Source organism: Roseibium sp. RKSG952, assembly GCF_009711355.1.
Genome location: NZ_SMMF01000911.1, coordinates 14,581 through 37,007 on the forward strand (window position 1 = coordinate 14,581; position 22,427 = coordinate 37,007).

The following is a 22,427-nucleotide window of genomic DNA, read 5'->3' on the forward strand; positions in this document are numbered from 1 at the left end:
GGCCGGATGCCCGGCCCAATAATCGATTTCAGATGACCAAAGCGGCGGCACCGTTGGAAATTAGTATAGACCAGGCTCTGAAACGGCTGGGAGAGGCCGTCGGCGCTCTTGAAACCTCGATCCAGCGCCGGATCGATGCCGATATGTCTTTGCACTCGCTTCAGGACGACCTGCAGCGTCTGGGGGAAGACCGTTCGCAACTGGCGTCCACGCTGGACAAGGCGGAGGCGCGGGCCAACCGGCTTGAAGAAGCCAACAAGGATGTGTCGCGCCGTCTGGTGACCGCCATGGAAAAGATCCGCGGCGTCCTCGAAGCGCATGGAGGCTAGTGATGGTCCAGATCAGTGTCACCATTAATGGCCGCGCTTTCCGCATGGCCTGCGACGATGGCGAAGAAGAACGTCTTCAAAAGCTGGCCGAACGTTTTGATGGCTGGATCGGCGAATTGCGTCAGGCCTTTGGCGAAATCGGCGATCAGCGCCTGACGGTCATGGCCGGTATCATGGCAACCGATCAGCTCGTCGAATTGGAAACGAAAGTCCGGAAGCTCGAGACCGAGCTTGAGGAGTTGCGGTCGGAACGGCAAGAAACGAAAGCGGTTTCCTCACGTCAGGAGGCAGAGATCGCAGGAGCCATCAACGATATGGCTACCCAGATCGAAAGCCTTGCCTCGGGTCTGTTGGCCAGCATGAAACCATCGTGAGTTTTCAATCCGGTTGGCAATTGCCTTGCCGGGCTGGCCAATTTGCATTCGGCAGCTTATATGCAGAGGCGGCTGCCTGATACGTTAGGAAACATTATCCCCGGGGCCTTACGCATTCCTGAGGGAGCTGTCCCTGCTCTGGACCGTGGTCTGTTGCATACGGCGCCCACCTACATTGTAGGTTTCCCGGGATTGCACATTCCGACGGTCGGGCGGCTGTTTTCAAATCTCCTTTGCGCTGATCCGGGCGAGGTTTCATGACAGTATCAAGCGGTGACAATGCCGCTGCGAAACACCAGCTGCGCAAACAGGCGCTTGCGCGCCGGAGCGCCTTGCCCGAGACGTGGCGCATTGAAGCCTCTTTGAAGCTTGCAGATCATGTGGACGCGCTGGAGCTGGATCCGGGCGCAATTGTTGCCGGCTTCTGGCCCATCCGTGATGAAATCGATCCCAGACCGTTGCTCGATCAGCTGCGCAAGCGGGGGCATCGCTTGTGTCTGCCGGTGGTCGCCGAGCCGCATCTTGTTTTCAGGGCATTTGACCGGGAAAGCGATTTCGTTCCAGCCGGTTTCGGCACCATGGCGCCTGGCCCCGGGGCAGAGGAACTGAGACCAGATGTTCTGCTGATGCCTCTTGCCGCGTTCGATGGCGATGGCAACCGGATCGGTTATGGAAAGGGTCACTACGACACGGCAATTTCCGCCCTGGAACAGACAGGCCCGGTCTGCTGTATCGGGCTTGCGTTTGAAACCCAGCGCGTGAACGCGGTTCCAGCCGAGCCGCATGACAAGCCGCTGCACGGGATATTGTGTGAAACCGGGTTCATGCGCTTTGGCGGGAACCGGGCGGATAATTCGGAAAGTGACATATGAGAATTCTGTTTTTGGGGGATCTGGTCGGACGGTCCGGACGGACTGCGGTCATTGACCGGTTGCCAGAGCTGGTGGAACGCAACCAGCTGGACTTCGTTGTGGTCAATGGCGAAAACTCTGCCTCCGGCTTTGGCATCACCGAACAGATCCTTCAGGACGTTCTTGATGCGGGTGCTGATGTTGTCACGACCGGAAATCACGTCTGGGACCAGCGCGACACGCTTGTATATATCGAACGTCAGGACCGCTTGCTGCGCCCGGTGAACTATCCGAAGGGAACGCCTGGACGGGGCGCGCATTTGTTTACCGCGCGCAACGGCGCTCAGGTCATGGTGGCAAACGTCATGGGCCGGGTGTTCATGGAACAGCTGGATGACCCGTTTGCGGCCATCGACCGGGTGGTGAATGATTGCCCGCTGGGACAGGTTGCCGACGCCATTATTATCGACATGCATGCGGAAGCCACGAGCGAAAAACAGGCCATGGGCCATTTTCTGGATGGCCGGGTCAGTCTCGTTGTCGGCACTCACACCCATGTTCCGACCGCCGATCACCAGATTCTGGAAGGTGGAACGGCTTATATGTCGGACGCTGGCATGTGCGGCGATTATGACAGTGTGCTTGGCATGGAAAAGGAAGAACCTGTCAACCGCTTCCAGCGCAAGATACCCGGCAGCCGTTTTACACCGGCGCTCGGCGAAAGCACGATCTGCGGTGTTGCCATCGAAACCGATGACCGGACGGGATTGGCAACAGCTGTTGCGCCGTTTCGCATCGGTGGCCGTCTGGAGCCGGTTGTGCCATCCTTCTGGTCAAAAGCCGCCTGATCACCCTTGGGGCTCCAGCGTCCCGAAATCCTCAAGCGCTTCTGGATTTCGGCCGCCATATTGCCTATAAGCGTTCAAAATTTTGAAGACATAACATCCGCGACAAGCCGAGTAGACCCATGGCAGGACATTCAAAATTCAAGAACATCATGCACCGCAAGGGCCGCCAGGACGCCGCGCGGTCAAAGATGTTCTCCAAGTTATCTAAGGAAATCACCGTTGCCGCCAAGATGGGCGACCCGGATCCAGATGCCAACCCGCGTTTGCGCTTGGCGGTTCAAAACGCCAAGGCCCAGTCCATGCCGAAGGACAATATCCAGCGGGCGATCAACAAGTCCCAGAGCGGCGATGGCGACAATTACGAAGAGATCCGCTACGAGGGATATGGACCTGCAGGCGTTGCCGTCGTTGTCGAGGCACTGACCGACAACCGCAACCGGTCTGCGTCCAACATCCGCTCCTACTTTACGAAATGCGGCGGGTCTCTTGGCGAGACCGGTTCCGTCTCCTTCATGTTCGATCGCGTCGGCGAGATCGTCTACAAGGTGGAAGCCGGTGAGGCGGAAGGCGTTCTGGAGGCCGCGATCGAAGCCGGTGCCGATGACGTCCAGTCCGACGAGAATGGCCATACGATCTATACCGCGTTTGAAGATCTGAACGAGGTTGCCAAGGCGCTTGAAGATGCGCTCGGGGAAGCAGACAGCACAAAGATTATCTGGAAGCCGCAGAACCTGACCCCGGTCGATGCGGATAAGGCGCAGACGCTCTTCAAGCTGATCGACATGCTGGAAGACGATGATGATGTCCAAAACGTCTACACCAATTTCGATGTAGACGAAGAGACAATGGCCAAACTGGCATCTTGAGACTTGAAACCCCGGTCTGGCCGGGGTTTTTTATATCCGCGTTTGCGCGAGGCACTCCGATGACACAGGCAATGAATACTTCCGAGATCTATAACCTCACGCTTCAGGACCGCAAGACCCTCGTACAGCGGGCGTTGAAGTTGTCGGAAGAGGCTGGAGAACTCGCGCAGGCAGTTCTTTCCGCGACCCATGCACCTGGTTGCGATTACAAACAGCTGTCCATGGGAGATGTTCGTGAGGAAGCTGCCGACGTCTTGATTGTGGCGCTGAGTATTCTGGCGCAGGCCAGCGGTGACCAGGATGAATTCGAGCGGGAACTGGCCTCCCTCATGGAAGAAAAATCCCGGAAATGGCGGGCTGTCTGCCAACAAACCAACGACCTGCTTCACGATCATGTTTAGGCCGGTTTTACCGTAGCCGGGACGGGCGGTCTGAGAGGGTTAAGGGTGTGCTGCAAACGTGAAAACGCATCCAACTGCGTGACTTTGAAACGTCGAGTGCGTTGCAGTAGATAATTTCAAATATTTAAATGTCCTAATCTTTTAAAACATGAAATCATGCGTTGGGGTGTGCAACGAATGTCCGGGCAGGGGCATCGTGCGGGAGGGCTCAATGCAATTTTTGTTTATTGTTCTTGGCGCAACGTTCGGTTTTCTGTTCGGCTTCAACATCGCCATTATAGCGGGCGCCTTGCCGCTTTTTTCCAGCGCTTTTGACCTTTCGACATTTCAACAGGGCCTGATTGCCGCAGCCCTTCCTTTTGGTGCGGTCATCGGTGTCGCAGCCGTCATCTTCACGGTCGACCGTTTCGGACGGCGTCCGGTTTTGCTCGGGAGTTCGGTTGCCTTTGCCATCGGCATTCTTCTGGGGGCGTTGGCACCCGAATTTGTCACGCTCTTGCTGGGACGCGCAATTGCCGGCGCGGCTATCGGGGTCTCGACAACGGTGGCGCCGATGTACTTGGCGGAAATCTCGCCCGCCCGTGTGCGGGGCGCAGCGGTTGCCACTTTTCAGCTCATGGTAACAACCGGAATCCTGATTGCGTATTGCATAAGCTGGATCCTGACCGCCTCGGGGGATTGGCGTTTGATGTTTGCAATCGGGCTCATTCCAGCGGCGATTTCCTTTGCCGGAATGGTTTGGGCACCGGAAAGCCCGCGGTGGTTGTTGCTGAGCGGACAAAGCACGAAAGCCCGGAAGATCTTCAAGACCGTCCAGCCGAACATGGAAACGGCCGAGATGGAAAAGATCATCCAGGAGGTGGAAACACTCAAGGTCGAAAGTTCTGGAGATGACTTATGGTCGGCGCTTTTCAGGCCGCCAGTGCTTGCGTTCACGATATTCGCAGCAATGACCTTCTTGCTTCAGCAGCTATGCGGGATCAATGAAATTCTGATTTTCGCGCCGCTGCTGTTCAAGGAGGCGGGGTTGTCCGGAGCCAACAGCCAGCTTCTGGCAACAGTTGGCGTCGGTGTTGTGCTGGTCACCGTCACCATTGTCACCATGCTTGTGATCGACCGGCTCGGACGGCGTCCGCTTTATATCTGGGGCTTCGTCGGCGCGTTCGTATCCATGAGCTTCATCGCGGCCAATTACCTGTTCCCCGGCGTTATGCAGCCTTTGTACGTCGTATTGGCGTTCTTCGCATTCATCGTGTTTTTTTCCATAAGCATCGGTCCTTTGCCCTGGATTTACTTGGCCGAAGTGTTTCCGTTGCCCCTGCGGCGATCCGGAATGGCGGCGGTATCCCTGTTCAACTGGACCTGGTTCTGGATCATCGTTCTGGTCTTTCCAAGTATTTCTGCGGCTCTGGGACCCGGGATCGTGTTTTCCTTCTTCGCTGTCGTGGGCGTTTTCGGCATTTGGTACACTTGGAAATATGCGCCCGAAACCGCCGGTATTGAATTGGAGGAAGTCGAGGATACGATCGAAAAAGACAATCCGAACTACGCCGGTTAGGAGAATGACATGTTTCTGTTTTTCATTGTTCTTGCGGCGATGTTCGGATTTGTTCTCGGCTTTGATCTCGGTGTGATTGCAGATGCCTTGCCTCTGTTTGCGCGCGAATTCTCCTTGAGTTCGTCCTGGCAGGGGGTGATCACCGGAGCGCTGCCCTTTGGAGCGGTTTTGGGCGTCATTTCCGTAAAGTTCGCTGTCGATGCGTATGGCCGAAAACCCGTTTTGCTCGTTTGCTCCGCAGCGCTCTTGACTGGTGCCCTGGTTTGTTCGTTTTCCCCCGATCCCCTGACCCTCCTGATCGGAAGGATGCTGACGGGAGCCGGCATTGGGGCCTCAGCTCTGGTCGCGCCAATGTATCTGGCCGAGATTGCCCCTACCAATGTGCGCGGTGCGGCGGTGACTTGCTATCAGCTGATGATCACTGCCGGTATTCTGGGCGCCTACCTGGCGGATTGGGGTTTGTCCCATACAGGCTCCTGGCGCTTGATGTTTGCCGTCGGCGCTGTTCCGGGCGCCCTCTGCCTGCTTGGAATGCTGAAGGCGCAGGAGAGCCCGCGCTGGCTCGTGTTACGCGGAAAGGTGGATCAGGCGCGTCATGTTTTCCGCTTGGTCCAGCCCGGCATGGATCGAGAGGCGATGGACCGGATTGTCGCCGAAATTCGCTATTCACATCCCGGCAATACGAAATCCAGAAAGTGGACAGACCTGTTCCGTCCGCCTCTTCTTGGCGTGACCGCATTTGCGGCCATGGCATTTGTTTTTCAGCAATTCAGCGGTATTAATGTTGTCTTGAGCTACGGACCCAAAATCTTCGAAAATGCCGGCTTTTCGGGGGCTTCGGATCAGTTCTTTGCGACGACCGGATTGGCGCTCATAAATCTGCTGGGCTCGGTCATTACGATCCTCTTGATTGATCGATTGGGCCGACGCCCTCTCTTCCTGACAGGATTTATCGGGTCCGCGGTGTTTATGTCGATTGTGGCTTTCAGTTTTCTGTTTCCCGATTTGTCAAATGGCCTGGTGCTCGTCGCGGCAATGCTGCTCTTCATCCTGTTCTACTCGATCAGTATTGGTCCATTGCCCTGGGTGTATATGTCCGAATTGTTTCCTCTTGCATTTCGGGGCGCCGGTATGGCCATCGCGTCGGTGGCGAACTGGGGGTTCTTTTTTCTGGTGGTCTCCGCCTATCCGGATTTCGCCCGGCTGACCGGTTTCGGCGGTACCTTTGCCTTCTTTGCTTTTTTCTGTCTGATCGGCAGCTGGTACGCGTGGAGGTTTGCCCCGGAGACATCGGGCGTCGAACTGGAACAGGTGGAAGACGTGGTCGAGAAGGACGGTCCGGAAAATGCCCGGTCCGCCCATGTGCCGAATTCCTGATAACATGAGGCGTGCGGTCCGCAGTAATTTCATTGACTGGCCTTTAGACGCGGCGCGCCACAGCGGGTTGAGCAATGTGACGGGTGGGAGGTCCCATGCAATTCGTGATCATTGGTCTAGCTGCCATATTCGGGTTTTTGTTCGGATTTGATCTTGGCGTCATTGCCGGCGTTCTTCCGCTCATTACAGCGGAGTTTGCGCTCGGATCGGTCCGGGAGGGCATGGTTGCGGCAGCGCTGCCTTTCGGTGCGATCCTTGGCGTTTTGACTGTCACGATTGCAGGCGACCGGTACGGGCGGCGCACGGTTCTTTTTGCAAGCTCGCTTGCTTTTCTGCTTGGGACGCTGGCGGCTGCGCTTGCTCCTGATGTGCCGGTATTTCTGATGGCACGCCTAGTGATCGGTATCGCAATTGGTGCATCGGCGATGGTTGCGCCGATGTATTTGGCTGAAATTGCTCCGGCCCGTACCCGCGGCGCGATCGTTTTGGCGTATCAGCTGATGATCGTAACAGGGATTTTCCTGGCATTCGTCATCGACTGGGGGCTTTCTTCCTTCGAATCTTGGCGGCTTATGATTGGAGTGGGGATCGTACCGGCTCTCATGTGCTTTTTCGGTATCTTGATCGTGCCGGAAAGCCCGCGTTGGTTGTTGATGAACGGCCAGGAAGCCAAGGCGCGTGCTGTTTTCCGGGTCGTGCAGCCCAAAATCGATGCGGCTGAAGTCGAGCTGATTGTTCAGGAGGCCGAAGCCTCTCTTCACACGGGCCCGGCACGCGGAAAATGGCGCGACTTGCTGAAGCCGTCGGTTTCGGGTCTGGCGATTTTTGCAGCCGCCGCGTTTTTTCTTCAGCAATTCAGCGGGATCAATGCGATCTTGAGCTTTGGACCGTCGATCTTGAAATCTGCCGGGATCACTGGTGAGGCCAACCAGCTGCTCGTCACCATCGGCGTCGGCTTTTTGAATATGGCCGGATCCGTCGTGGCGATTTCGCTCGTCGACAGGATCGGCCGGCGTCCGCTTTTCATTGCAGGTTTTCTTGGAACCGGTATTTCCATGTCATTCGTGGCCTTCAGTTTTTTGATGCCCGGATTTTCCAGCCCGCTCCTCGTTCTGGTGGCCTTGTTCGTTTTTGTCATGTTTTTCGCGGTGTCTCTCGGGACACTGCCATGGGTCTACATGTCGGAACTGTTTCCGCTCCCGGTCCGGAGTCTCGGCATGGCCATCGCTTCGCTCAGCAACTGGAGCGGCGACTTCATCGTGATGTTCCTGTTTCCCAATCTCGCCGCATCGTTTGGAGAGGCGGGGGCCATTTTGTTTTTCGCCTTCTGGTGCGTTTTCGGCATCTGGTTCGCGTGGAAATATGCGCCTGAAACCCGTGGCATCGAACTTGAGGAAGTCGACGACCGGATTGCAGGCAACCCGTTGCAGGATATCAGGTAGACAATACCGCGAATCTCGGGATGCCGTTTGGTGTTGATGCGTCAGCGCAGGACGACATCCAGTAGCGGGATGCTGGACACGGCAGCGAGGCCGATAAGGCCATAGGCGATCCAACGGTAGTATTTCGGGTCTGCGGTCCTGAACCCCCGCGAGCCCAGAAAAATCCCGAGCGCATAGGTTGGGACGGCAGCGGTCAGCAGATGCCAGACCTCGATCGTGAAGAAACCATTCACGATATAGGCGATGAATGTCCCGGCACTGGCGAGTGCAAAGAACATGATCAGGTTCGCCCGCACGATCGCCGGGGCCTTTGCACTTGAAAGCCAGAACGCAACCACTGGCGGACCGGAAACCTGACTGATCCCGCCGAGGACACCCGCCGTTGCGCCGACACCCAGTGAAACCGGTCTCGTGGGCTTGCCCTGATAGCGCCACCCGGAGATCAGAAGCGCCAGCAAGCCGGTAACAATCGCAAAGATGGCCCATCTCAACACAAGAACATCGGTGTTTGCCAGAAGCCAGGCCCCCAAATGAACCGACAGGACCGCTCCAACGACAGCTGGCAAAACCGTGCTCCAGTCACAAATCCGGGCGGCGCGCACGATCAGGGGCAGGGCAACAATGCCGTCGATGAACAAAAAGGCGGCGGCCGCGGTTGCCGGGTGGATCAGGCTTGTCGCTACAGGCATGAAAATCATGCCGGCTCCAAATCCGGCAAATCCGCGCACCACTCCTGCGATCAGAAGGATTGCAACCAGGAATGCGAGCAGGGCAGGAGAATAGGAACTGAAGACGTCAAGCATTGATACGGAATCGGCAAAGGGCGTTGAAAACTGTTGTCTGAGGCTGCCTACGCTCCGGTTCTGGTGGCGTCAACACGCAAGTTTTGTTACCGGTTTGTTCCATGACACATGCAATTCGAATTCTCGGCATCGATCCGGGATTGCGGCGGACGGGCTGGGGCGTCATTGATGTCACCGGCAATCGGCTCGCTTTTGTGGCCTCCGGGACTGTCTCCTCCGACAACAAGCGGGATTTGGCAGAGCGGCTGGTGCAGCTGCATGACGGGCTTGGCAAGGTCATGGACTTGCATGGGCCGCAGGAAGCGGCTGTCGAACAGACTTTTGTCAACAAGGATGCGGGTGCAACGCTGAAGCTGGGACAAGCGCGCGGGATTGCATTGCTTGTACCGGCGTTGTCGGGGCTTGCTGTTGCCGAATATGCCCCGAACCTTGTGAAGAAAACCGTCGTCGGCACAGGGCATGCCGAAAAGGATCAAATCCGTGCCATGGTGAAGGTGCTTTTGCCGCTGGCGAAGTTTGACAGTGACGATGCCGCCGACGCGTTGGCCATCGCGATCTGTCATGCACAGCACCGGGGTGCGGCAACGGGGCGTCTGGCTAAAATGGGTGTGGCATGATCGGAAAACTGAAGGGAACTGTCGACAGCTATGGTGAGGATCATGTGATCCTTGACGTGCATGGCGTCGGTTATCAGGTGCATTGCCCGTCCCGGATCCTCCAGAGCCTGCCACGGGCAGGCGAGGCGGCTGTGCTTTTCATCGAAACGATGGTGCGCGAAGACATGATCCGCCTGTTCGGCTTTGCCTCCGAAGCGGAGCGGGAATGGTTTCGCTTGTTGATGACGGTGCAGGGGGTTGGCGCAAAGGTCGCGCTGGCGATCCTCGGTATCCTGAAGGCGGGTGAAGTCGCCAACGCGATTGCGCTGGGTGACAAGGCGACAATCTCCCGGGCTCCTGGGGTTGGCAAGCGGGTTGCGGAGCGGATCATGTCCGAGCTGAAGGACAAGGCGCCCGGGCTTGCCAGCATTGATCAGGAGACAATTGCCGTTTCGCAGACTGTGGCGGACAATGCGGCGGCCCAACCGGTGTCGGAAGCGGTCTCCGCCCTGACCAATCTCGGTTACGGCCAGCCGCAAGCAAGCGCGGCTGTCGCCAAGGCGCTGAAATCGGCAGGCGAGGGGGCTACAACCGAAACACTGATTCGCCTTGGGCTCAAGGAGCTGGCCGGATGACGATGCTGGTGTTTGGTGCAATCGCCGTTGTGTTCGTCCTCGCCGGGCTTGGCGGGATCATGTATATCGATCATCTGTTTGCCACTTCAGTCGATGGCCGCAGCTATGCGGTCAAGGGAAAGAAGGTGGAAACGGATGATCCGTTTGTCCGCAAACAGTTTCGCAAGTTTTATGCAATCAGGGTCGCCTATTCCCTGACATTGCTTGTTCTCCTGATCGTGGTTGTGTCCTATGTCGAATGACAGCCGTCTCGTGACGCCGGAAGTCCGCGGCGATGAAATCGATACCACGATGCGTCCTCAGGCCCTTGGCGATTTTGTCGGTCAGGCAAAGGCGCGGGCGAACCTGAAGGTTTTCATCGAAGCAGCCAAGGCGCGGCAGGAGGCGCTTGATCACGTCCTGTTTGTCGGGCCTCCGGGGCTCGGCAAGACGACACTTGCCCAGATCATGGCCCGCGAACTGGGCGTGAACTTCCGGGCAACTTCCGGGCCGGTCATTGCAAAGGCCGGGGATCTGGCCGCACTTCTGACAAATCTGGAAGATCGCGATGTCCTGTTTATCGATGAGATCCACCGGCTCAATCCGGCTGTCGAGGAAGTGCTTTACCCGGCCATGGAGGACTATCAGCTTGATCTGATCATCGGCGAGGGGCCGGCCGCCCGGTCGGTGAAGATCGATCTGGCGAAGTTCACGCTTGTCGCGGCGACCACGAGGCTGGGTCTGCTGACAACGCCCTTGCGCGACCGGTTCGGAATTCCGGTGCGGCTGCAGTTCTATACGGTTGAGGAGCTGGAGCACATCGTCAAGCGCGGCGCCAAGATCCTCGGCATCGGCATGGCGCCGGACGGGGCAACGGAAATCGCCAAGCGGTCGCGTGGCACGCCGCGCATTGCCGGCCGTCTGCTGCGGCGCGTCCGGGATTTTGCAATCGTTGCGGATGTGGATGCGGTCGACAGTGCGCTGGCCGACCGCGCGCTGTCGCAGCTTGAGGTCGATGCGGCGGGGCTCGACAGTCTTGACCTGCGGTATCTCAACCAGATTGCAGTCAATTTTGGCGGCGGCCCGGTCGGGATCGAAACCATCGCAGCCGCGCTGTCCGAACCGCGCGACGCGATTGAGGAAATCGTGGAGCCCTATCTGATCCAGAACGGTTTCCTGCAGCGCACGCCGCGTGGACGCTTATTGACCCGCCAGGCTTTTCAGCATCTGGGCCTTGCTGTGCCCAGGGAAGTCGAAGCACCGCAATTGGGCCTTTTCGCCGATCCGGACCGCGGAGAGTGACCTGACCGGTTTAGGGCGTGCCGACCGCGTGCAAGGGGATAGCGGATGCTGAAGCAGACCGCAGAGGTGCCGCCCGTTTGGGATCAGCCGGGCTTCCCTAAACTGTGCCGGTATGCGAAGAGCGCCGCCGAAGGCACAGGAGGTAGTTTTGAGCACATGGTCTGATCTATCAGGACGGCTAACGGAGAACGGGCACGTTCTGCCCGTCAGGGTCTATTATGAGGACACCGATTTCACAGGTGCCGTCTACCACGGATCATTCGTCCGGTTTTTCGAACGTGGCCGTTCGGACTATCTGAGACTGCTCGGTGTGCATCACCATAAGCTCAAGCAAGGCGAAAACGGTCTTCCGCTTGCTTTTGCCGTGAAGTCGCTGCAGCTGGATTTTGCAAGACCCGCAAGGATTGACGATGTCATTGAGATCCATACCCGGTTGATCCGGGCAAAGGGGGCGCGGATCGTGCTGGAACAAGTTGCCAGCCGGGATGGGGACGAACTTGCGAGGGCAACGGTTACGGTTGCTGTTATTTCCGAAGATGGGCGCCCGGCACGGCTGCCGGAAACGCTTGCTCTCAAGCTGCGCTGATTTGTCCCGTCTGTGGCCCATCAACCTCTGATTCCAGGTGGGTTTTTCCAAACGTGAACAAAGCTATTCACTTTCCTGGTTCACATTAACACGTCAGTAACCTTAATTGCTTCCTTTGGTGATTACGTCCTTGTCGTTGAATTAGTCGAAGTTTCGCCAAATTCCGCAGCCAGAGAGACAATCTCTTTCAGGCCCCGGCGTAATGGTTTCGTATGTAAACGGCAATCAAGGGCACTGACATCGGTTCGACCAAGGGGTCCAAAACTTTATGAATGATCTTGTTCCAGCGGCTATAGCGCCACAAGGTGGTGTGTCGTTCATTGCCCTGTTTTGGCATGCGCATATCGTCGTTAAAATCGTCATGTTCGGGCTGATCGGTGCGTCCGTCTGGTGCTGGGCGATCGTCATTGACAAGTTCATGCTGTTCGGCCGGATTCGCCGCCAGATGAACCGGTTCGAGACGGTGTTCTGGTCCGGCCAGTCTCTGGAAGACCTTTACGGAACGCTGCATGACCGGAAAAACCATGGCCTCGCGGCGCTGTTTGTGGCTGCCATGCAGGAGTGGAAGCGGTCTCATGAAGGCGCCCGTCCCGCTTTGGCCAGCTTGCAACAACGAATTGACCGGGTGATGGACCTGACCATACAGCGCGAATCGGAGCGGCTGGAAAGCCGTCTGCTTGTTCTGGCCAGTGTCGGGTCCGCCGCACCGTTTATCGGGCTGTTCGGCACGGTCTGGGGCATCATGAACTCCTTTCAGGCGATCGCAGCCTCCGAGAGCACAAACCTGGCGGTGGTTGCCCCGGGCATTGCAGAAGCCCTGTTTGCCACGGCGCTTGGTCTTCTGGCCGCCATCCCGGCCGTTATTGCCTACAACAAGTTCTCCTCGGATGTAGGCAAGTCGGTCGCGCGCATGGAGGGCTTTGCCGACGAGTTTTCCGCCATCCTGTCGCGCCAGATAGACGAAAGGTCCTGACGCTATGGGCATGCAGATGGGCCCAGGAGGGGGATCGGCTGGCGGACGCCGCCGGCGCAGACGCCGCGCGCAACCGATCAGCGAAATCAACGTCACGCCATTTGTCGATGTCATGCTGGTGTTGCTGATCGTTTTCATGGTGGCGGCGCCGCTCCTGACTGTCGGGGTACCGATTGATCTGCCTGAAACCCGGGCCACGGCGCTGGAAGGTGATACTGAGCCGATCACCATCTCGGTCCGGAGCGACGGCACCGTGTTCATTCAGGACACCGAAATCGCAATGGACGAAGTGGTGCCCAAACTCGAAGCGATCGCCCAAAACGGCTATGATGAGCGCATATATGTGCGCGGCGACCAGAATTCGGACTATGGAACCATGATGCGCCTGATGGGGCGGATCAATGCGGCCGGCTTCAAGCGGCTCGGCTTGGTGACCCTCGAGGAACAGGACTCTTAGACCGGAATGCGTATCGGCCTCATTGCGTCTTTGACCGGCCACGCGGCCGTGCTTCTCTGGGGGCTTGTAGCATTACCCGGACCGGAGAGCTTTTCGGTTCCGCAGGTGGAGTCGCTTCCGGTTGAACTGGTGCCCGTGGAAGAGATCACTCAGCTGCGTCTCGGCGAGAGAGACGCCGAGATCCGCGACGTGGCGGCGCTGGAATCGACCGACGAGCCGCAGCCGACGCAAGAGGAAGCGGAGCAGACGCCGGCCGAAGTGAATACCGCGCAACCGACACCGCCGGTGCCATCGCCTGCGCCGGCACCCGCGCCGCCTCCCGAGGCAGCTCCCGCGCCGGTGGCCGAACTTGAACCGGCCCCGGAGCCGGAACCCGCGCCTGCACCGGAACCCCAAGCTGAAGCCGAACCGGCTCCGGAACCCGAGCCGGTTGTCGAGCCGCAGCCTGAGCCCGAACCTGCGCCGCAGCCGGTTGTCGCCAATGTCGTGCCGCGGACTAAACCTGCGCCACCGGTGCGGACGCAACAGCCGCAGCAAGAAGACTTCCGGCCCAACCAGATCGCGGCGCTTCTTAACAAGGTCGAGCCATCGGGCGGCGCAACGGCCCAAAGCAACAATCCGGCGTCTCTGGGCAGCCGGCAGGGACGCGAGAATATCCGGATGACATTGTCGGAACTGGACGCGCTGCGCGCCCAGGTGCAGCAGTGCTGGAGCCCGCCGGTCGGAGCGGTAGGTGCTCAGGATCTGCGTGTCAGTGTACGCTTTAACCTGGATAGAAACGGGCAGGTTTCGGGCAGTCCGGAAGTCATGAATACAAACAGCAATCCCGCCTTCCGCGCGGCCGCCAGCAGTGCGGTGCGCGCAGTCATGCGGTGCGCGCCTTATTCTCTACCCATTGCCAAGTATGAAGCTTGGCAGGAAGTCATTATAAATTTCGATCCCCGCGAGATGCTGGGCGGCTGATATGAACACCAGACTACCAGGAGCAAAAGCATCCATGCGCAGCAAGCAAAGAAGGTCCTCCATTCTGGCCTTTCTGAGGACGGGCGCAGTTGCGGTCATGCTCGGCATCAGCGCTCTGGCCGGGGCACAGCCCGCTCAGGCCCTGATCGAAATTGACATCACGCAAGGAAATATCGAGCCCTTGCCGATTGCATTGCCGAGTTTTGCCGCCGAGGGCGGTGATGCAAAACTGGCTGCGGACATGACCTCGGTCATCGCGGCAGACCTGCAGCGTTCCGGCCTGTTCCGGCCGCTGGATCCGGCAAGTTTCATTCAGAAGAACATGAGCGTGAACACCACGCCGCGTTTTGGCGACTGGCGGACGATCGGAGCCCAGGCCCTGGTCAGCGGGACGGTCATCCAGCAGAGCGACGGCCGGTTGCGGGCTGAATTCCGCCTTTGGGATGTCTTTGCAAACGAACAGATGCTGGGCCAGCAATTTTATACGACGCCGGAAAACTGGCGGCGTCTGGCACATATTATTGCCGATGCGATTTATGAGCGCCTGACGGGCGAAAAAGGTTATTTCGATACGCGGATCGTGTTTGTGGATGAGAGCGGTCCGAAGGACAAGCGCGTCAAGCGTCTGGCGATCATGGATCAGGACGGTGCGAATGTGCGGTATCTGACACGCGGCGATGAACTGGTGCTGACGCCGCGCTTCTCGCCGACCAGTCAGGAAATCACCTACATGTCCTATGATGGGGGGGACCCGAGTGTCTATCTCCTGAACATCGAGACGGGCCAGCGCGAGATCGTCGGCAACTTCCCGGGCATGACGTTTGCGCCACGCTTTTCGCCCGATGGTCAAAGTGTTGTCATGAGCCTGCAGCAGGGCGCCAACGCAAACCTTTTCAAGATGGACTTGCGCTCGCGCCGGACCACCCGGCTCACCAACACGGCAGCAATCGATACCAGCCCGTCCTTCTCACCGGACGGACGCTGGATCGTGTTTGAATCGGATCGCGGCGGCACGCAGCAGCTTTACGTCATGCCGGCCACCGGCGGCGAGGCGCGGCGTATTTCATTCGGTCCGGGCCGGTATTCGACACCTGTCTGGTCTCCGCGGGGAGATCTGATTGCCTTTACAAAACAGCATCAGGGGCGGTTCATGATCGGTGTCATGAACCCGGAAGGCAAGGGCGAGCGCATTCTGACCGAGGGCTATCACAACGAGGGGCCGGCCTGGTCACCAAATGGCCGCGTTCTGGTGTTCTTCCGCGATACGCCGGGAGCCAATGGCGGGCCTCAGGTCTGGACGGTGGATCTCACCGGCTACAACGAACAACGCGTGAATACGCCGGCATTTGCGTCGGATCCGTCGTGGTCACCCCTGATCGATTGATTTGGGGTGTCGGGACGTAGCGGAATCGAGCGCTTAAGCAGGTGTTAACCATGTTTCCAAACGCGGTTTTAACCAAGTTTGGACAGGATCTGTTCACCCTGTCGGGGCGCGCTGGGGATAGGAGAACGAGAATGCTGAATATGGGGTCGATTGCTCGCGGAGCAAAAATCTCGGCTGTGATGGGGGCCATGTTGTTTGTCGCCGCCTGTGCGCAGACCAAGCAAGGGGGCGTTTCGGGCTCCAATGCGCAACCCGGGACCACTCAGGACTTTGTCGTCAATGTCGGTGACCGGGTGTTCTTTTCCGAAGACCAGTCTTCGTTGAGCCCTGCAGCGCGAGCCACACTCGACAAGCAGGCGCAGTGGCTGAACCAGTATCGCAGCTACACCGTCACTATTGAGGGCCATGCGGATGAGCGTGGGACCCGCCAATACAACATTGCGCTGGGTGCCCGCCGTGCCAATTCCGCAAAAGACTATCTTGTCGCGCGGGGCGTTGCTTCAAATCGGGTCCGGACGATTTCCTACGGCAAGGAACGGCCTGTTGCCGTGTGTAACAATGACAGCTGCTGGTCACAGAACCGGCGTGCCGTGACTGTCTTGAACAATGTCACGAACTGATTTGTTTCAGATTGCTGCGCGGGCCGGACTTTCCGGCCCGTTTTCTTATTGATCACGTGCTGGCAATCTTCGGCTGCGGCCTGTAATTGCAGGAGACGCCAAAATTTGGCCGAACTCGACGTGCCCTTTGCGTGCCAACCAAGGTATGATGGGCGCGCGACTTTGTCCGCTGCCAACCGGAGGTAGGAATGATCAAACGGAAAGTGCTGGCCGCTTTGTTGGGCGCCACCGTCCTCATGTCAGCCGTCAGCCCGTCCCAGGCCCAGTTGTTTGGCCGCAGGAACGACGATTCCAGCGTTCGCATCAACGAGATGGAAGAACGCATGCGGGTCCTGAATGGGCAGATTGAACAACTGTCCTATCAGCTGCGTGAGCTGCAGGAGCAGATGCGCCGCATGCAAGAGGACAACGAGTACCGCTTTCAGCAGTTGGAAGGCGGGGGTGGAGCGCCGCGCAACCGGTCTGATGCGGGCCCGGTTTCACCCTCAGGCGGTGGCAGCGAGTTTGCCGGTTCGTCCGGAACGCTTGCTTCGCCGGGATCCGGCGATGGTGAGTGGGCTGCAAGCGGCGGCTATGAGGCTGGAACTGGCGAGGAGTTTTCTGGCAGCGGGCCGATTGACCTGTCCCAGCTTGCCGGAGGACTGGATGCCGGGGGGGCGGTTGCACCGTCTGCGGGATTTGACACCGGCACGGATCAGTACGCCGGGTTGCCGGGAGGCGGAAATCCGCAGTCCGACTATGACCGTGCCTATAATCTGGCCGTGAATGGCCAGTATCCGCAGGCCGAACAGGCATTCCGCTCATTCATTGACACCTACCCGGACAGCCGCTTGTCCGCCAATGCGCAATACTGGCTTGGCGAAAGCCTCCTTGCGCAAAGAAATTACCGGGGCGCCGCCGATGCGTTCCTGAAGACCTACACGGAACATCCGGGAAATGACAAAAGTCCGGACAGCCTTCTGAAACTGGGCGTGTCCTTGCGCAATCTCGGCGAAAACCAAGCGGCTTGCGCAACATTTGCCGAGCTTCTCGCCAAATATCCGGGCGCACCGTCGCCAGTTCTGAGCCAGGCACAGGACGAACGCCAACGTGCACAATGCACCTGAGACACATCAGATCCATTCGCCTCTGACCAACAGTGATGCCGACGCGCTGTTCAGACCGCTACGTGACTTTGAAAGCCTTGCTTTCGCGGTATCCGGAGGAGCGGACTCGACTGCTTTGCTGGTTCTTTTTGACGAATGGGCGTGCAGGAACGGGTGGGCCGGGCAATTCGAGGCCTTCACCGTTGATCATGGTTTGAGGCCGGAAAGCGCACTAGAGGCAGGCGCGGTCGGCGAACTGTGCGCCATCCGGGGAATTCACCACGAGGTCCTGCATTGGCGGGGGGATAAGCCCCAGTCAAACCTTCAGGCAGCCGCCAGGGCAGCGCGATATAGGCTATTGGCTGATGCCATGAAACGGCGGCGCCTCCACGCGCTTGTGCTCGGACATCACCTTGACGATCAGATTGAGACTTTTCTTGATCGGCTGACACGCGGCAGCGGCGTTTACGGTCTTGGCGGCATGGCGCCTGAAAACAAACTCGGCCCTGAGGGGCTGCATTTGCTCCGCCCCATGCTGGAGGTCGGAAAAGCCCGGCTGGCCGCAAGTCTTGAAGCGCGTTCCGTTCCCTGGAGTGAAGACCGGAGCAACCGGGACAAGGCCTACAAGCGGGTGCGCTTGCGCAATCTGGCCCGGCAACTGGCCGAGGAAGGCCTTGAACCGCAGCGCTTGGCACAAACCGCAGAACGCATGCGGCGGGCAAGCAGCGCCTTGCAGGCCTGGGTTCAAAAGGTTTGGTCGGACCATGTTGAAGTCCATCCATCGGGCCCGGTTCGTCTGTCCTACCCGATCTGGGCGGATTTGCCGCTCGAAATACGCCTGAAGCTGTTGGCCGAAATGATCTTGCGGGTCACGGCAAGTCCAACGCCGTCACGGCTTCAGAAGCTTGAGGGGCTTGAAGCGTCGCTACAATCGAGCGGGCACACCAAGTCGTCGCTGGCCGGTGCATTCGTCCAAAGGCGCGACGGTACCTTGTTTGCCTGGAAAGAGGCGGGCCGCCATCCGCCGAGTGTCATGCTGTTGGAGGACGCAAAAGGCGGGGTCTGGGACAATCGCTTTTGCATCGAGGCAGATAGCGGAGTGCCGGAAACTCTGGGCGACCCGCTCTATATTGGCCCGTTTTCGCTGGCGCCTGCGCGGGCGGGGGTGCAATTGCCCAGTGGCTGGCCATCCGAAGCTTTTGACTGCGCGCCGGCACTCTGGTCAAAGGACGCCGTGTTGTTTGTTCCTGAAATTTATTTAGCACCAGTCTTGCACCACAAACCTCACATTTTGTTCAAGAGGTGCTACGAATAAGAGGCGAAGGCCTTGCGGGTGTCGCAGGACCAACGGCAAATGCCCGGAATCTCGTCATAATTTACGTGTTTAATGAGCATTCTCTCATTCCGGACTGCGACTTTGTGACGAATCTTACACTGATGTAATGCATTGGCTTGGCATATGGGTATCAGCGACCTATCTTGGTCCTAACACCAAATAATTGCCGCTTTTTGCGGGCAAGGGAACGAAATGAACGCACATTTTCGCAACTTCGCACTTTGGGTGATCATCGCATTGCTGCTGATCGCCCTGTTCCAGCTGTTTCAGAACCCGTCACAGCGCAACGCGGCCAATGAGATCCCGTTCTCGCAATTCCTCAGTCAGGTTGACCGGGGTGAGGTGGCCGATGTCACGATCCAGCAGCAGAAGATTGCCGGGCACTATAGCAGCGGCGGCGCATTTCAGACCTACGCGCCTGAAAATGCTCAATATATCGAGAAGCTGGAAGCCAAGAAGGTTTTGATCAAGGCTGTCCCGCCGGCAGAAAGCTCCCCGCTCTTGGGAGCATTGTTTTCCTGGCTTCCGATGTTGATCATCCTCGGGATCTGGATTTTCGTGATGCGCCAGATGCAAGGGTCCGGCGGCAAGGCAATGGGCTTTGGCAAATCGAAGGCCAAACTGTTGACCGAGGCGCACGGGCGCGTGACATTCGAAGACGTCGCTGGCATCGACGAGGCGAAGGAAGATCTTCAGGAAATCGTTGAATTCCTGCGCGATCCGCAGAAATTCCAGCGCTTGGGCGGCCGGATCCCGCGCGGCGTGCTGCTGGTTGGTCCTCCGGGAACTGGTAAAACCCTGACCGCGCGTGCCGTTGCCGGTGAGGCGAATGTTCCGTTCTTTACGATTTCCGGTTCGGACTTTGTCGAGATGTTTGTGGGTGTTGGTGCGTCCCGCGTCCGTGACATGTTCGAGCAGGCAAAGAAAAACGCGCCCTGCATTATCTTTATCGACGAAATCGATGCCGTTGGACGTCATCGCGGCGCTGGTCTTGGTGGCGGCAATGACGAGCGCGAACAGACGCTCAACCAGTTGCTGGTCGAGATGGATGGTTTTGAGCCGAACGAAGGCATCATCATCATCGCGGCCACCAACCGCCCGGACGTTCTGGATCCGGCACTTCTGCGTCCGGGCCGCTTCGACCGGCAGATCGTTGTGCCCAATCCGGATGTAACCGGCCGTGAAAAGATCCTTAAAGTGCATATGCGCAAGGTTCCTCTGGCGCCGGACGTTGAGGTGCGTACGCTTGCCCGTGGTACTCCGGGTTTCTCCGGGGCCGATTTGATGAACCTTGTCAACGAAGCGGCTCTTTTGGCAGCGCGTAGGTCCAAGCGCCTGGTGACGATGGCCGAGTTCGAGGACGCCAAGGACAAGGTCATGATGGGCGCTGAACGCCGGACGCTTGTCATGACAGAGGAAGAAAAGAAGCTGACCGCCTATCACGAGGCCGGCCACGCTCTCGTCGCGCTGCATCAGGACGCGTCTGACCCGATCCACAAGGCAACGATCATTCCGCGCGGACGGGCTCTGGGCATGGTCATGCGCTTGCCGGAAAAGGACCAGGTGTCCCTGACCCGTGCCAAGTGTAAGGCTGACCTGGCGGTTGCCATGGGCGGACGTGTCGCCGAGGAAATGATCTTCGGCTACGAAAAGGTCACATCGGGTGCGTCCGGGGACATCCAGATGGCAACGAAACTTGCCCGCGCCATGGCCACCCAGTTCGGCATGTCCGACAAGTTGGGCCCGCTTCTTTACGGTGAAAATCAGGAAGAAGTCTTCCTCGGACACTCGGTCGCCAAGAACCAGCATGTTGCCGACGAAACCCAGAAGATCGTTGACGCGGAAATCAAGTCCTTCGTCAATCAGGGCTATGAAACTGCGAAAAAGATCCTCGGGGACCACGAAGACCAATTGCACACGATCGCAAAAGGCCTTCTGGAATATGAAACCTTGTCGGGTGACGAGATCAAGGATCTGCTGGATGGCACGCCGCCGGTTCGTGACACTGATGACGATCAGCCGATCGGCCGGGCATCTGCTGTACCGAAAGCAGGTGTGAAACGCGGCGGCGGTGAGGCAAGCGGCGGGTTTGAACCTCAACCGCAGGCCTGATTCGGTTCATTTCGTTCAAGAGACACAGAACCCGGCCGCGAGGCCGGGTTTTCTTGTTTGGAAATGGTAACAATTGAACATACAATTTGAACCGTTTCCGGGCACCATCTAGGTTAAACATGCAGCAATTCGAAATTTATGGATAGCTAATAGATATGCGCAAATTTTTTGGAACGGACGGTATTCGTGGTCGCGCCAATACGCATCCAATGACCGCTGAAATGGCGTTGAAAGTTGGAATGGCGGCTGGTCTCATTTTCAAAAACGGGGGACATAAGCATCGCGTGGTGATCGGCAAGGATACGCGACTATCCGGCTATATGATCGAGTACGCGCTCGTTGCCGGATTTACCTCCGTGGGCATGGACGTGTTTCTCCTCGGGCCGATGCCGACGCCTTCGGTTGCCATGCTGACACGGTCCTTGCGTGGGGATTTAGGGGTCATGATCTCGGCATCGCATAATCCGTTCGAGGACAACGGGATCAAGTTTTTCGGTCCGGACGGCTTCAAGCTGAGCGACGAGATCGAAAAAAGGATCGAGGACCTGATGGATCAGGATCTGTCCGGTTCTTTGGCGGGAAGCCGTGATCTGGGACGCGCAAAACGCATAGATGGGGCTCAACAGCGCTATGTCGAGTTTGCGAAGCGGACCTTGCCGCGTGACATGAACCTTGAGGGGCTTCGTGTCGTGATCGACTGCGCGAACGGGGCTGCGTACCGGGTGGCTCCAGAGGCGCTCTGGGAGCTTGGCGCAGATGTGGTTTCCATCGGAGACACGCCGGACGGTTACAATATCAATCAGGACTGCGGATCGACCTCCACACAGGCCTTGTCGCGCAAGGTTCACGAAGTCCGCGCCGATATCGGTATTGCGCTCGATGGAGATGCCGACCGGGTGATTATCGTTGATGAAAACGGTTCCGTGATTGACGGTGATCAGTTGATGGCGACGGTTGCCCAGTCCTGGCATGCTCATGACCGGCTTTCGGCACCGGGGATCGTGGCGACGGTGATGTCAAACCTGGGCCTCGAACGCTACCTGAATAGTCTTAAATTGGATCTGATGCGGACGAAGGTCGGCGACCGCTATGTGGTCGAGCAGATGCGTGCGGGCGGTTATAACCTCGGTGGTGAGCAGTCAGGCCATATCGTCATGACCGATTTCACGACGACCGGTGACGGCTTGATCGCGGCCTTGCAGGTCATGGCTTGCATCAAGGAGCAGAACCGCACTGTTTCCGAGGTCTGCCGGAAGTTCGAGCCCGTCCCTCAGATTCTGAAGAATGTGCGTTACGGCGGCGGGGAGCCGCTGGCCAAGGAAGAGGTTCAGTCGGCCATTCAGGACGGCGAGTCGCGGCTTGGCAACTCGGGCCGGCTGGTCATCCGTGCCAGTGGCACCGAGCCGCTGATCCGTGTCATGGCGGAAGGGGACGATGCGGATCTCGTTAATCAGGTGGTGAACGACATCGCCGGTGTTGTGGCACATACCGCTGCTGCATAAATCTATTGGCAGCGCTCTTTAAACTGGGCGCTGCCGTTCCATTGGATC

At 58.2% G+C, this 22,427-nt stretch carries 24 protein-coding genes and 1 other RNA gene; 24 read left to right on the forward strand and 1 reads right to left on the reverse strand.

Annotated elements, in window-relative coordinates; all coding sequences use genetic code 11:
- The first annotated feature begins 32 nt into the window (after nucleotides 1–32).
- The 10 genes from E1297_RS18755 (at nucleotide 33) to E1297_RS18800 (ending at nucleotide 8,046) form a co-directional block, all read left to right on the forward strand.
- Nucleotides 33–329 (forward strand): DUF4164 domain-containing protein, encoded by a 297-nt coding sequence (locus E1297_RS18755; RefSeq protein WP_155141040.1) that lies wholly within the window; start codon nucleotides 33–35, stop codon nucleotides 327–329.
- Between the two features lie 2 nt (nucleotides 330–331).
- Nucleotides 332–703, forward strand: a complete 372-nt coding sequence (locus tag E1297_RS18760; protein WP_155141042.1) for a cell division protein ZapA — start codon at nucleotides 332–334, stop codon at nucleotides 701–703.
- A gap of 66 nt (nucleotides 704–769) precedes the next feature.
- A non-coding RNA gene (gene ssrS, locus E1297_RS18765) (6S RNA) lies at nucleotides 770–926 on the forward strand.
- 34 nt (nucleotides 927–960) lie between these two features.
- Nucleotides 961–1,575, forward strand: coding sequence for a 5-formyltetrahydrofolate cyclo-ligase (locus E1297_RS18770; RefSeq protein ID WP_155141044.1), 615 nt, complete (start codon nucleotides 961–963; stop codon nucleotides 1,573–1,575).
- On the forward strand, nucleotides 1,572–2,402 hold the full coding sequence (locus E1297_RS18775) for a TIGR00282 family metallophosphoesterase (RefSeq protein ID WP_155141046.1): 831 nt from the start codon (nucleotides 1,572–1,574) through the stop codon (nucleotides 2,400–2,402). The genes E1297_RS18770 and E1297_RS18775 overlap by 4 nt, the downstream gene beginning before the upstream one ends.
- Nucleotides 2,403–2,521: 119 nt before the next feature.
- Nucleotides 2,522–3,268 carry a YebC/PmpR family DNA-binding transcriptional regulator gene (locus E1297_RS18780; RefSeq protein ID WP_155141049.1) on the forward strand — a complete coding sequence of 249 codons (747 nt, stop codon included), beginning with the start codon at nucleotides 2,522–2,524 and terminating at the stop codon, nucleotides 3,266–3,268.
- A 59-nt stretch (nucleotides 3,269–3,327) separates the two neighbouring features.
- Complete coding sequence (locus E1297_RS18785) at nucleotides 3,328–3,669, forward strand: MazG-like family protein (RefSeq protein ID WP_209015856.1); 342 nt, start codon at nucleotides 3,328–3,330, stop codon at nucleotides 3,667–3,669.
- A gap of 211 nt (nucleotides 3,670–3,880) precedes the next feature.
- Complete coding sequence (locus E1297_RS18790) at nucleotides 3,881–5,227, forward strand: sugar porter family MFS transporter (RefSeq protein ID WP_196223357.1); 1,347 nt, start codon at nucleotides 3,881–3,883, stop codon at nucleotides 5,225–5,227.
- Nucleotides 5,228–5,236: 9 nt separating this feature from the next.
- Nucleotides 5,237–6,604, forward strand: coding sequence for a sugar porter family MFS transporter (locus E1297_RS18795; protein ID WP_155141053.1), 1,368 nt, complete (start codon nucleotides 5,237–5,239; stop codon nucleotides 6,602–6,604).
- A gap of 95 nt (nucleotides 6,605–6,699) precedes the next feature.
- On the forward strand, nucleotides 6,700–8,046 hold the full coding sequence (locus E1297_RS18800; protein ID WP_155141055.1) for a sugar porter family MFS transporter: 1,347 nt from the start codon (nucleotides 6,700–6,702) through the stop codon (nucleotides 8,044–8,046).
- A gap of 41 nt (nucleotides 8,047–8,087) precedes the next feature.
- Here E1297_RS18800 and E1297_RS18805 read toward each other — a convergent pair whose 3' ends face one another.
- Entirely contained in the window at nucleotides 8,088–8,849 is a 762-nt protein-coding gene (locus E1297_RS18805; protein WP_155141057.1) for a sulfite exporter TauE/SafE family protein, read from the reverse strand.
- 101 nt (nucleotides 8,850–8,950) lie between these two features.
- Between E1297_RS18805 and ruvC the strand changes: the two genes are divergently transcribed.
- From ruvC to glmM, 14 genes are all read left to right on the forward strand, one after another.
- Nucleotides 8,951–9,466, forward strand: coding sequence for a crossover junction endodeoxyribonuclease RuvC (gene ruvC, locus E1297_RS18810; protein ID WP_155141059.1), 516 nt, complete (start codon nucleotides 8,951–8,953; stop codon nucleotides 9,464–9,466).
- Nucleotides 9,463–10,080: a Holliday junction branch migration protein RuvA gene (gene ruvA / locus E1297_RS18815; RefSeq protein WP_155141061.1), complete on the forward strand. Its 618-nt coding sequence runs from the start codon at nucleotides 9,463–9,465 to the stop codon at nucleotides 10,078–10,080. The genes ruvC and ruvA overlap by 4 nt, the downstream gene beginning before the upstream one ends.
- The gene (locus tag E1297_RS18820) at nucleotides 10,077–10,322 is read left to right on the forward strand and encodes an endonuclease (protein WP_155141063.1); all 246 of its coding nucleotides are present in this window, start codon (nucleotides 10,077–10,079) and stop codon (nucleotides 10,320–10,322) included. The genes ruvA and E1297_RS18820 overlap by 4 nt, the downstream gene beginning before the upstream one ends.
- Nucleotides 10,312–11,361, forward strand: coding sequence for a Holliday junction branch migration DNA helicase RuvB (ruvB, locus tag E1297_RS18825; protein WP_155141065.1), 1,050 nt, complete (start codon nucleotides 10,312–10,314; stop codon nucleotides 11,359–11,361). Before E1297_RS18820 ends, ruvB begins: the two co-directional genes overlap by 11 nt.
- A gap of 148 nt (nucleotides 11,362–11,509) precedes the next feature.
- Complete coding sequence (locus tag E1297_RS18830; RefSeq protein WP_244327808.1) at nucleotides 11,510–11,947, forward strand: YbgC/FadM family acyl-CoA thioesterase; 438 nt, start codon at nucleotides 11,510–11,512, stop codon at nucleotides 11,945–11,947.
- A gap of 268 nt (nucleotides 11,948–12,215) precedes the next feature.
- On the forward strand, nucleotides 12,216–12,920 hold the full coding sequence (gene tolQ, locus E1297_RS18835; protein WP_155141069.1) for a protein TolQ: 705 nt from the start codon (nucleotides 12,216–12,218) through the stop codon (nucleotides 12,918–12,920).
- A 4-nt stretch (nucleotides 12,921–12,924) separates the two neighbouring features.
- A complete protein-coding gene (locus E1297_RS18840) occupies nucleotides 12,925–13,377 on the forward strand; it encodes a biopolymer transporter ExbD (protein WP_155141071.1) in 453 nt (150 codons plus the stop codon).
- Nucleotides 13,378–13,383: 6 nt separating this feature from the next.
- Nucleotides 13,384–14,340, forward strand: coding sequence for a TonB C-terminal domain-containing protein (locus E1297_RS18845; RefSeq protein WP_155141074.1), 957 nt, complete (start codon nucleotides 13,384–13,386; stop codon nucleotides 14,338–14,340).
- Between the two features lie 97 nt (nucleotides 14,341–14,437).
- Nucleotides 14,438–15,724, forward strand: coding sequence for a Tol-Pal system beta propeller repeat protein TolB (gene tolB, locus E1297_RS18850; protein ID WP_244327809.1), 1,287 nt, complete (start codon nucleotides 14,438–14,440; stop codon nucleotides 15,722–15,724).
- Between the two features lie 131 nt (nucleotides 15,725–15,855).
- Complete coding sequence (gene pal / locus E1297_RS18855) at nucleotides 15,856–16,344, forward strand: peptidoglycan-associated lipoprotein Pal (protein WP_155141078.1); 489 nt, start codon at nucleotides 15,856–15,858, stop codon at nucleotides 16,342–16,344.
- A 188-nt stretch (nucleotides 16,345–16,532) separates the two neighbouring features.
- Complete coding sequence (gene ybgF / locus E1297_RS18860) at nucleotides 16,533–17,450, forward strand: tol-pal system protein YbgF (protein WP_155141080.1); 918 nt, start codon at nucleotides 16,533–16,535, stop codon at nucleotides 17,448–17,450.
- Nucleotides 17,434–18,744, forward strand: coding sequence for a tRNA lysidine(34) synthetase TilS (tilS, locus tag E1297_RS18865; protein ID WP_155141082.1), 1,311 nt, complete (start codon nucleotides 17,434–17,436; stop codon nucleotides 18,742–18,744). The genes ybgF and tilS overlap by 17 nt, the downstream gene beginning before the upstream one ends.
- 213 nt (nucleotides 18,745–18,957) lie before the next feature.
- Complete coding sequence (gene ftsH, locus E1297_RS18870; protein WP_155141084.1) at nucleotides 18,958–20,877, forward strand: ATP-dependent zinc metalloprotease FtsH; 1,920 nt, start codon at nucleotides 18,958–18,960, stop codon at nucleotides 20,875–20,877.
- Between the two features lie 155 nt (nucleotides 20,878–21,032).
- Nucleotides 21,033–22,379: a phosphoglucosamine mutase gene (gene glmM, locus E1297_RS18875; RefSeq protein ID WP_155141086.1), complete on the forward strand. Its 1,347-nt coding sequence runs from the start codon at nucleotides 21,033–21,035 to the stop codon at nucleotides 22,377–22,379.
- The last annotated feature ends 48 nt before the right edge of the window (nucleotides 22,380–22,427 follow it).

Bases quoted from the DNA above. Each gene is read 5' to 3' on its own strand.
- E1297_RS18755 (WP_155141040.1), top strand. From the start codon at position 33: ATGACCAAAGCGGCGGCACCGTTGGAAATTAGTATAGACCAGGCTCTG.
- E1297_RS18760 (WP_155141042.1), top strand. From the start codon at position 332: ATGGTCCAGATCAGTGTCACCATTAATGGCCGCGCTTTCCGCATGGCC.
- E1297_RS18770 (WP_155141044.1), top strand. From the start codon at position 961: ATGACAGTATCAAGCGGTGACAATGCCGCTGCGAAACACCAGCTGCGC.
- E1297_RS18775 (WP_155141046.1), top strand. From the start codon at position 1,572: ATGAGAATTCTGTTTTTGGGGGATCTGGTCGGACGGTCCGGACGGACT.
- E1297_RS18780 (WP_155141049.1), top strand. From the start codon at position 2,522: ATGGCAGGACATTCAAAATTCAAGAACATCATGCACCGCAAGGGCCGC.
- E1297_RS18785 (WP_209015856.1), top strand. From the start codon at position 3,328: ATGACACAGGCAATGAATACTTCCGAGATCTATAACCTCACGCTTCAG.
- E1297_RS18790 (WP_196223357.1), top strand. From the start codon at position 3,881: ATGCAATTTTTGTTTATTGTTCTTGGCGCAACGTTCGGTTTTCTGTTC.
- E1297_RS18795 (WP_155141053.1), top strand. From the start codon at position 5,237: ATGTTTCTGTTTTTCATTGTTCTTGCGGCGATGTTCGGATTTGTTCTC.
- E1297_RS18800 (WP_155141055.1), top strand. From the start codon at position 6,700: ATGCAATTCGTGATCATTGGTCTAGCTGCCATATTCGGGTTTTTGTTC.
- E1297_RS18805 (WP_155141057.1), bottom strand. From the start codon at position 8,849: ATGCTTGACGTCTTCAGTTCCTATTCTCCTGCCCTGCTCGCATTCCTG.
- ruvC (WP_155141059.1), top strand. From the start codon at position 8,951: ATGACACATGCAATTCGAATTCTCGGCATCGATCCGGGATTGCGGCGG.
- ruvA (WP_155141061.1), top strand. From the start codon at position 9,463: ATGATCGGAAAACTGAAGGGAACTGTCGACAGCTATGGTGAGGATCAT.
- E1297_RS18820 (WP_155141063.1), top strand. From the start codon at position 10,077: ATGACGATGCTGGTGTTTGGTGCAATCGCCGTTGTGTTCGTCCTCGCC.
- ruvB (WP_155141065.1), top strand. From the start codon at position 10,312: ATGTCGAATGACAGCCGTCTCGTGACGCCGGAAGTCCGCGGCGATGAA.
- tolQ (WP_155141069.1), top strand. From the start codon at position 12,216: ATGAATGATCTTGTTCCAGCGGCTATAGCGCCACAAGGTGGTGTGTCG.
- E1297_RS18840 (WP_155141071.1), top strand. From the start codon at position 12,925: ATGGGCATGCAGATGGGCCCAGGAGGGGGATCGGCTGGCGGACGCCGC.
- E1297_RS18845 (WP_155141074.1), top strand. From the start codon at position 13,384: ATGCGTATCGGCCTCATTGCGTCTTTGACCGGCCACGCGGCCGTGCTT.
- tolB (WP_244327809.1), top strand. From the start codon at position 14,438: ATGCTCGGCATCAGCGCTCTGGCCGGGGCACAGCCCGCTCAGGCCCTG.
- pal (WP_155141078.1), top strand. From the start codon at position 15,856: ATGCTGAATATGGGGTCGATTGCTCGCGGAGCAAAAATCTCGGCTGTG.
- ybgF (WP_155141080.1), top strand. From the start codon at position 16,533: ATGATCAAACGGAAAGTGCTGGCCGCTTTGTTGGGCGCCACCGTCCTC.
- ftsH (WP_155141084.1), top strand. From the start codon at position 18,958: ATGAACGCACATTTTCGCAACTTCGCACTTTGGGTGATCATCGCATTG.
- glmM (WP_155141086.1), top strand. From the start codon at position 21,033: ATGCGCAAATTTTTTGGAACGGACGGTATTCGTGGTCGCGCCAATACG.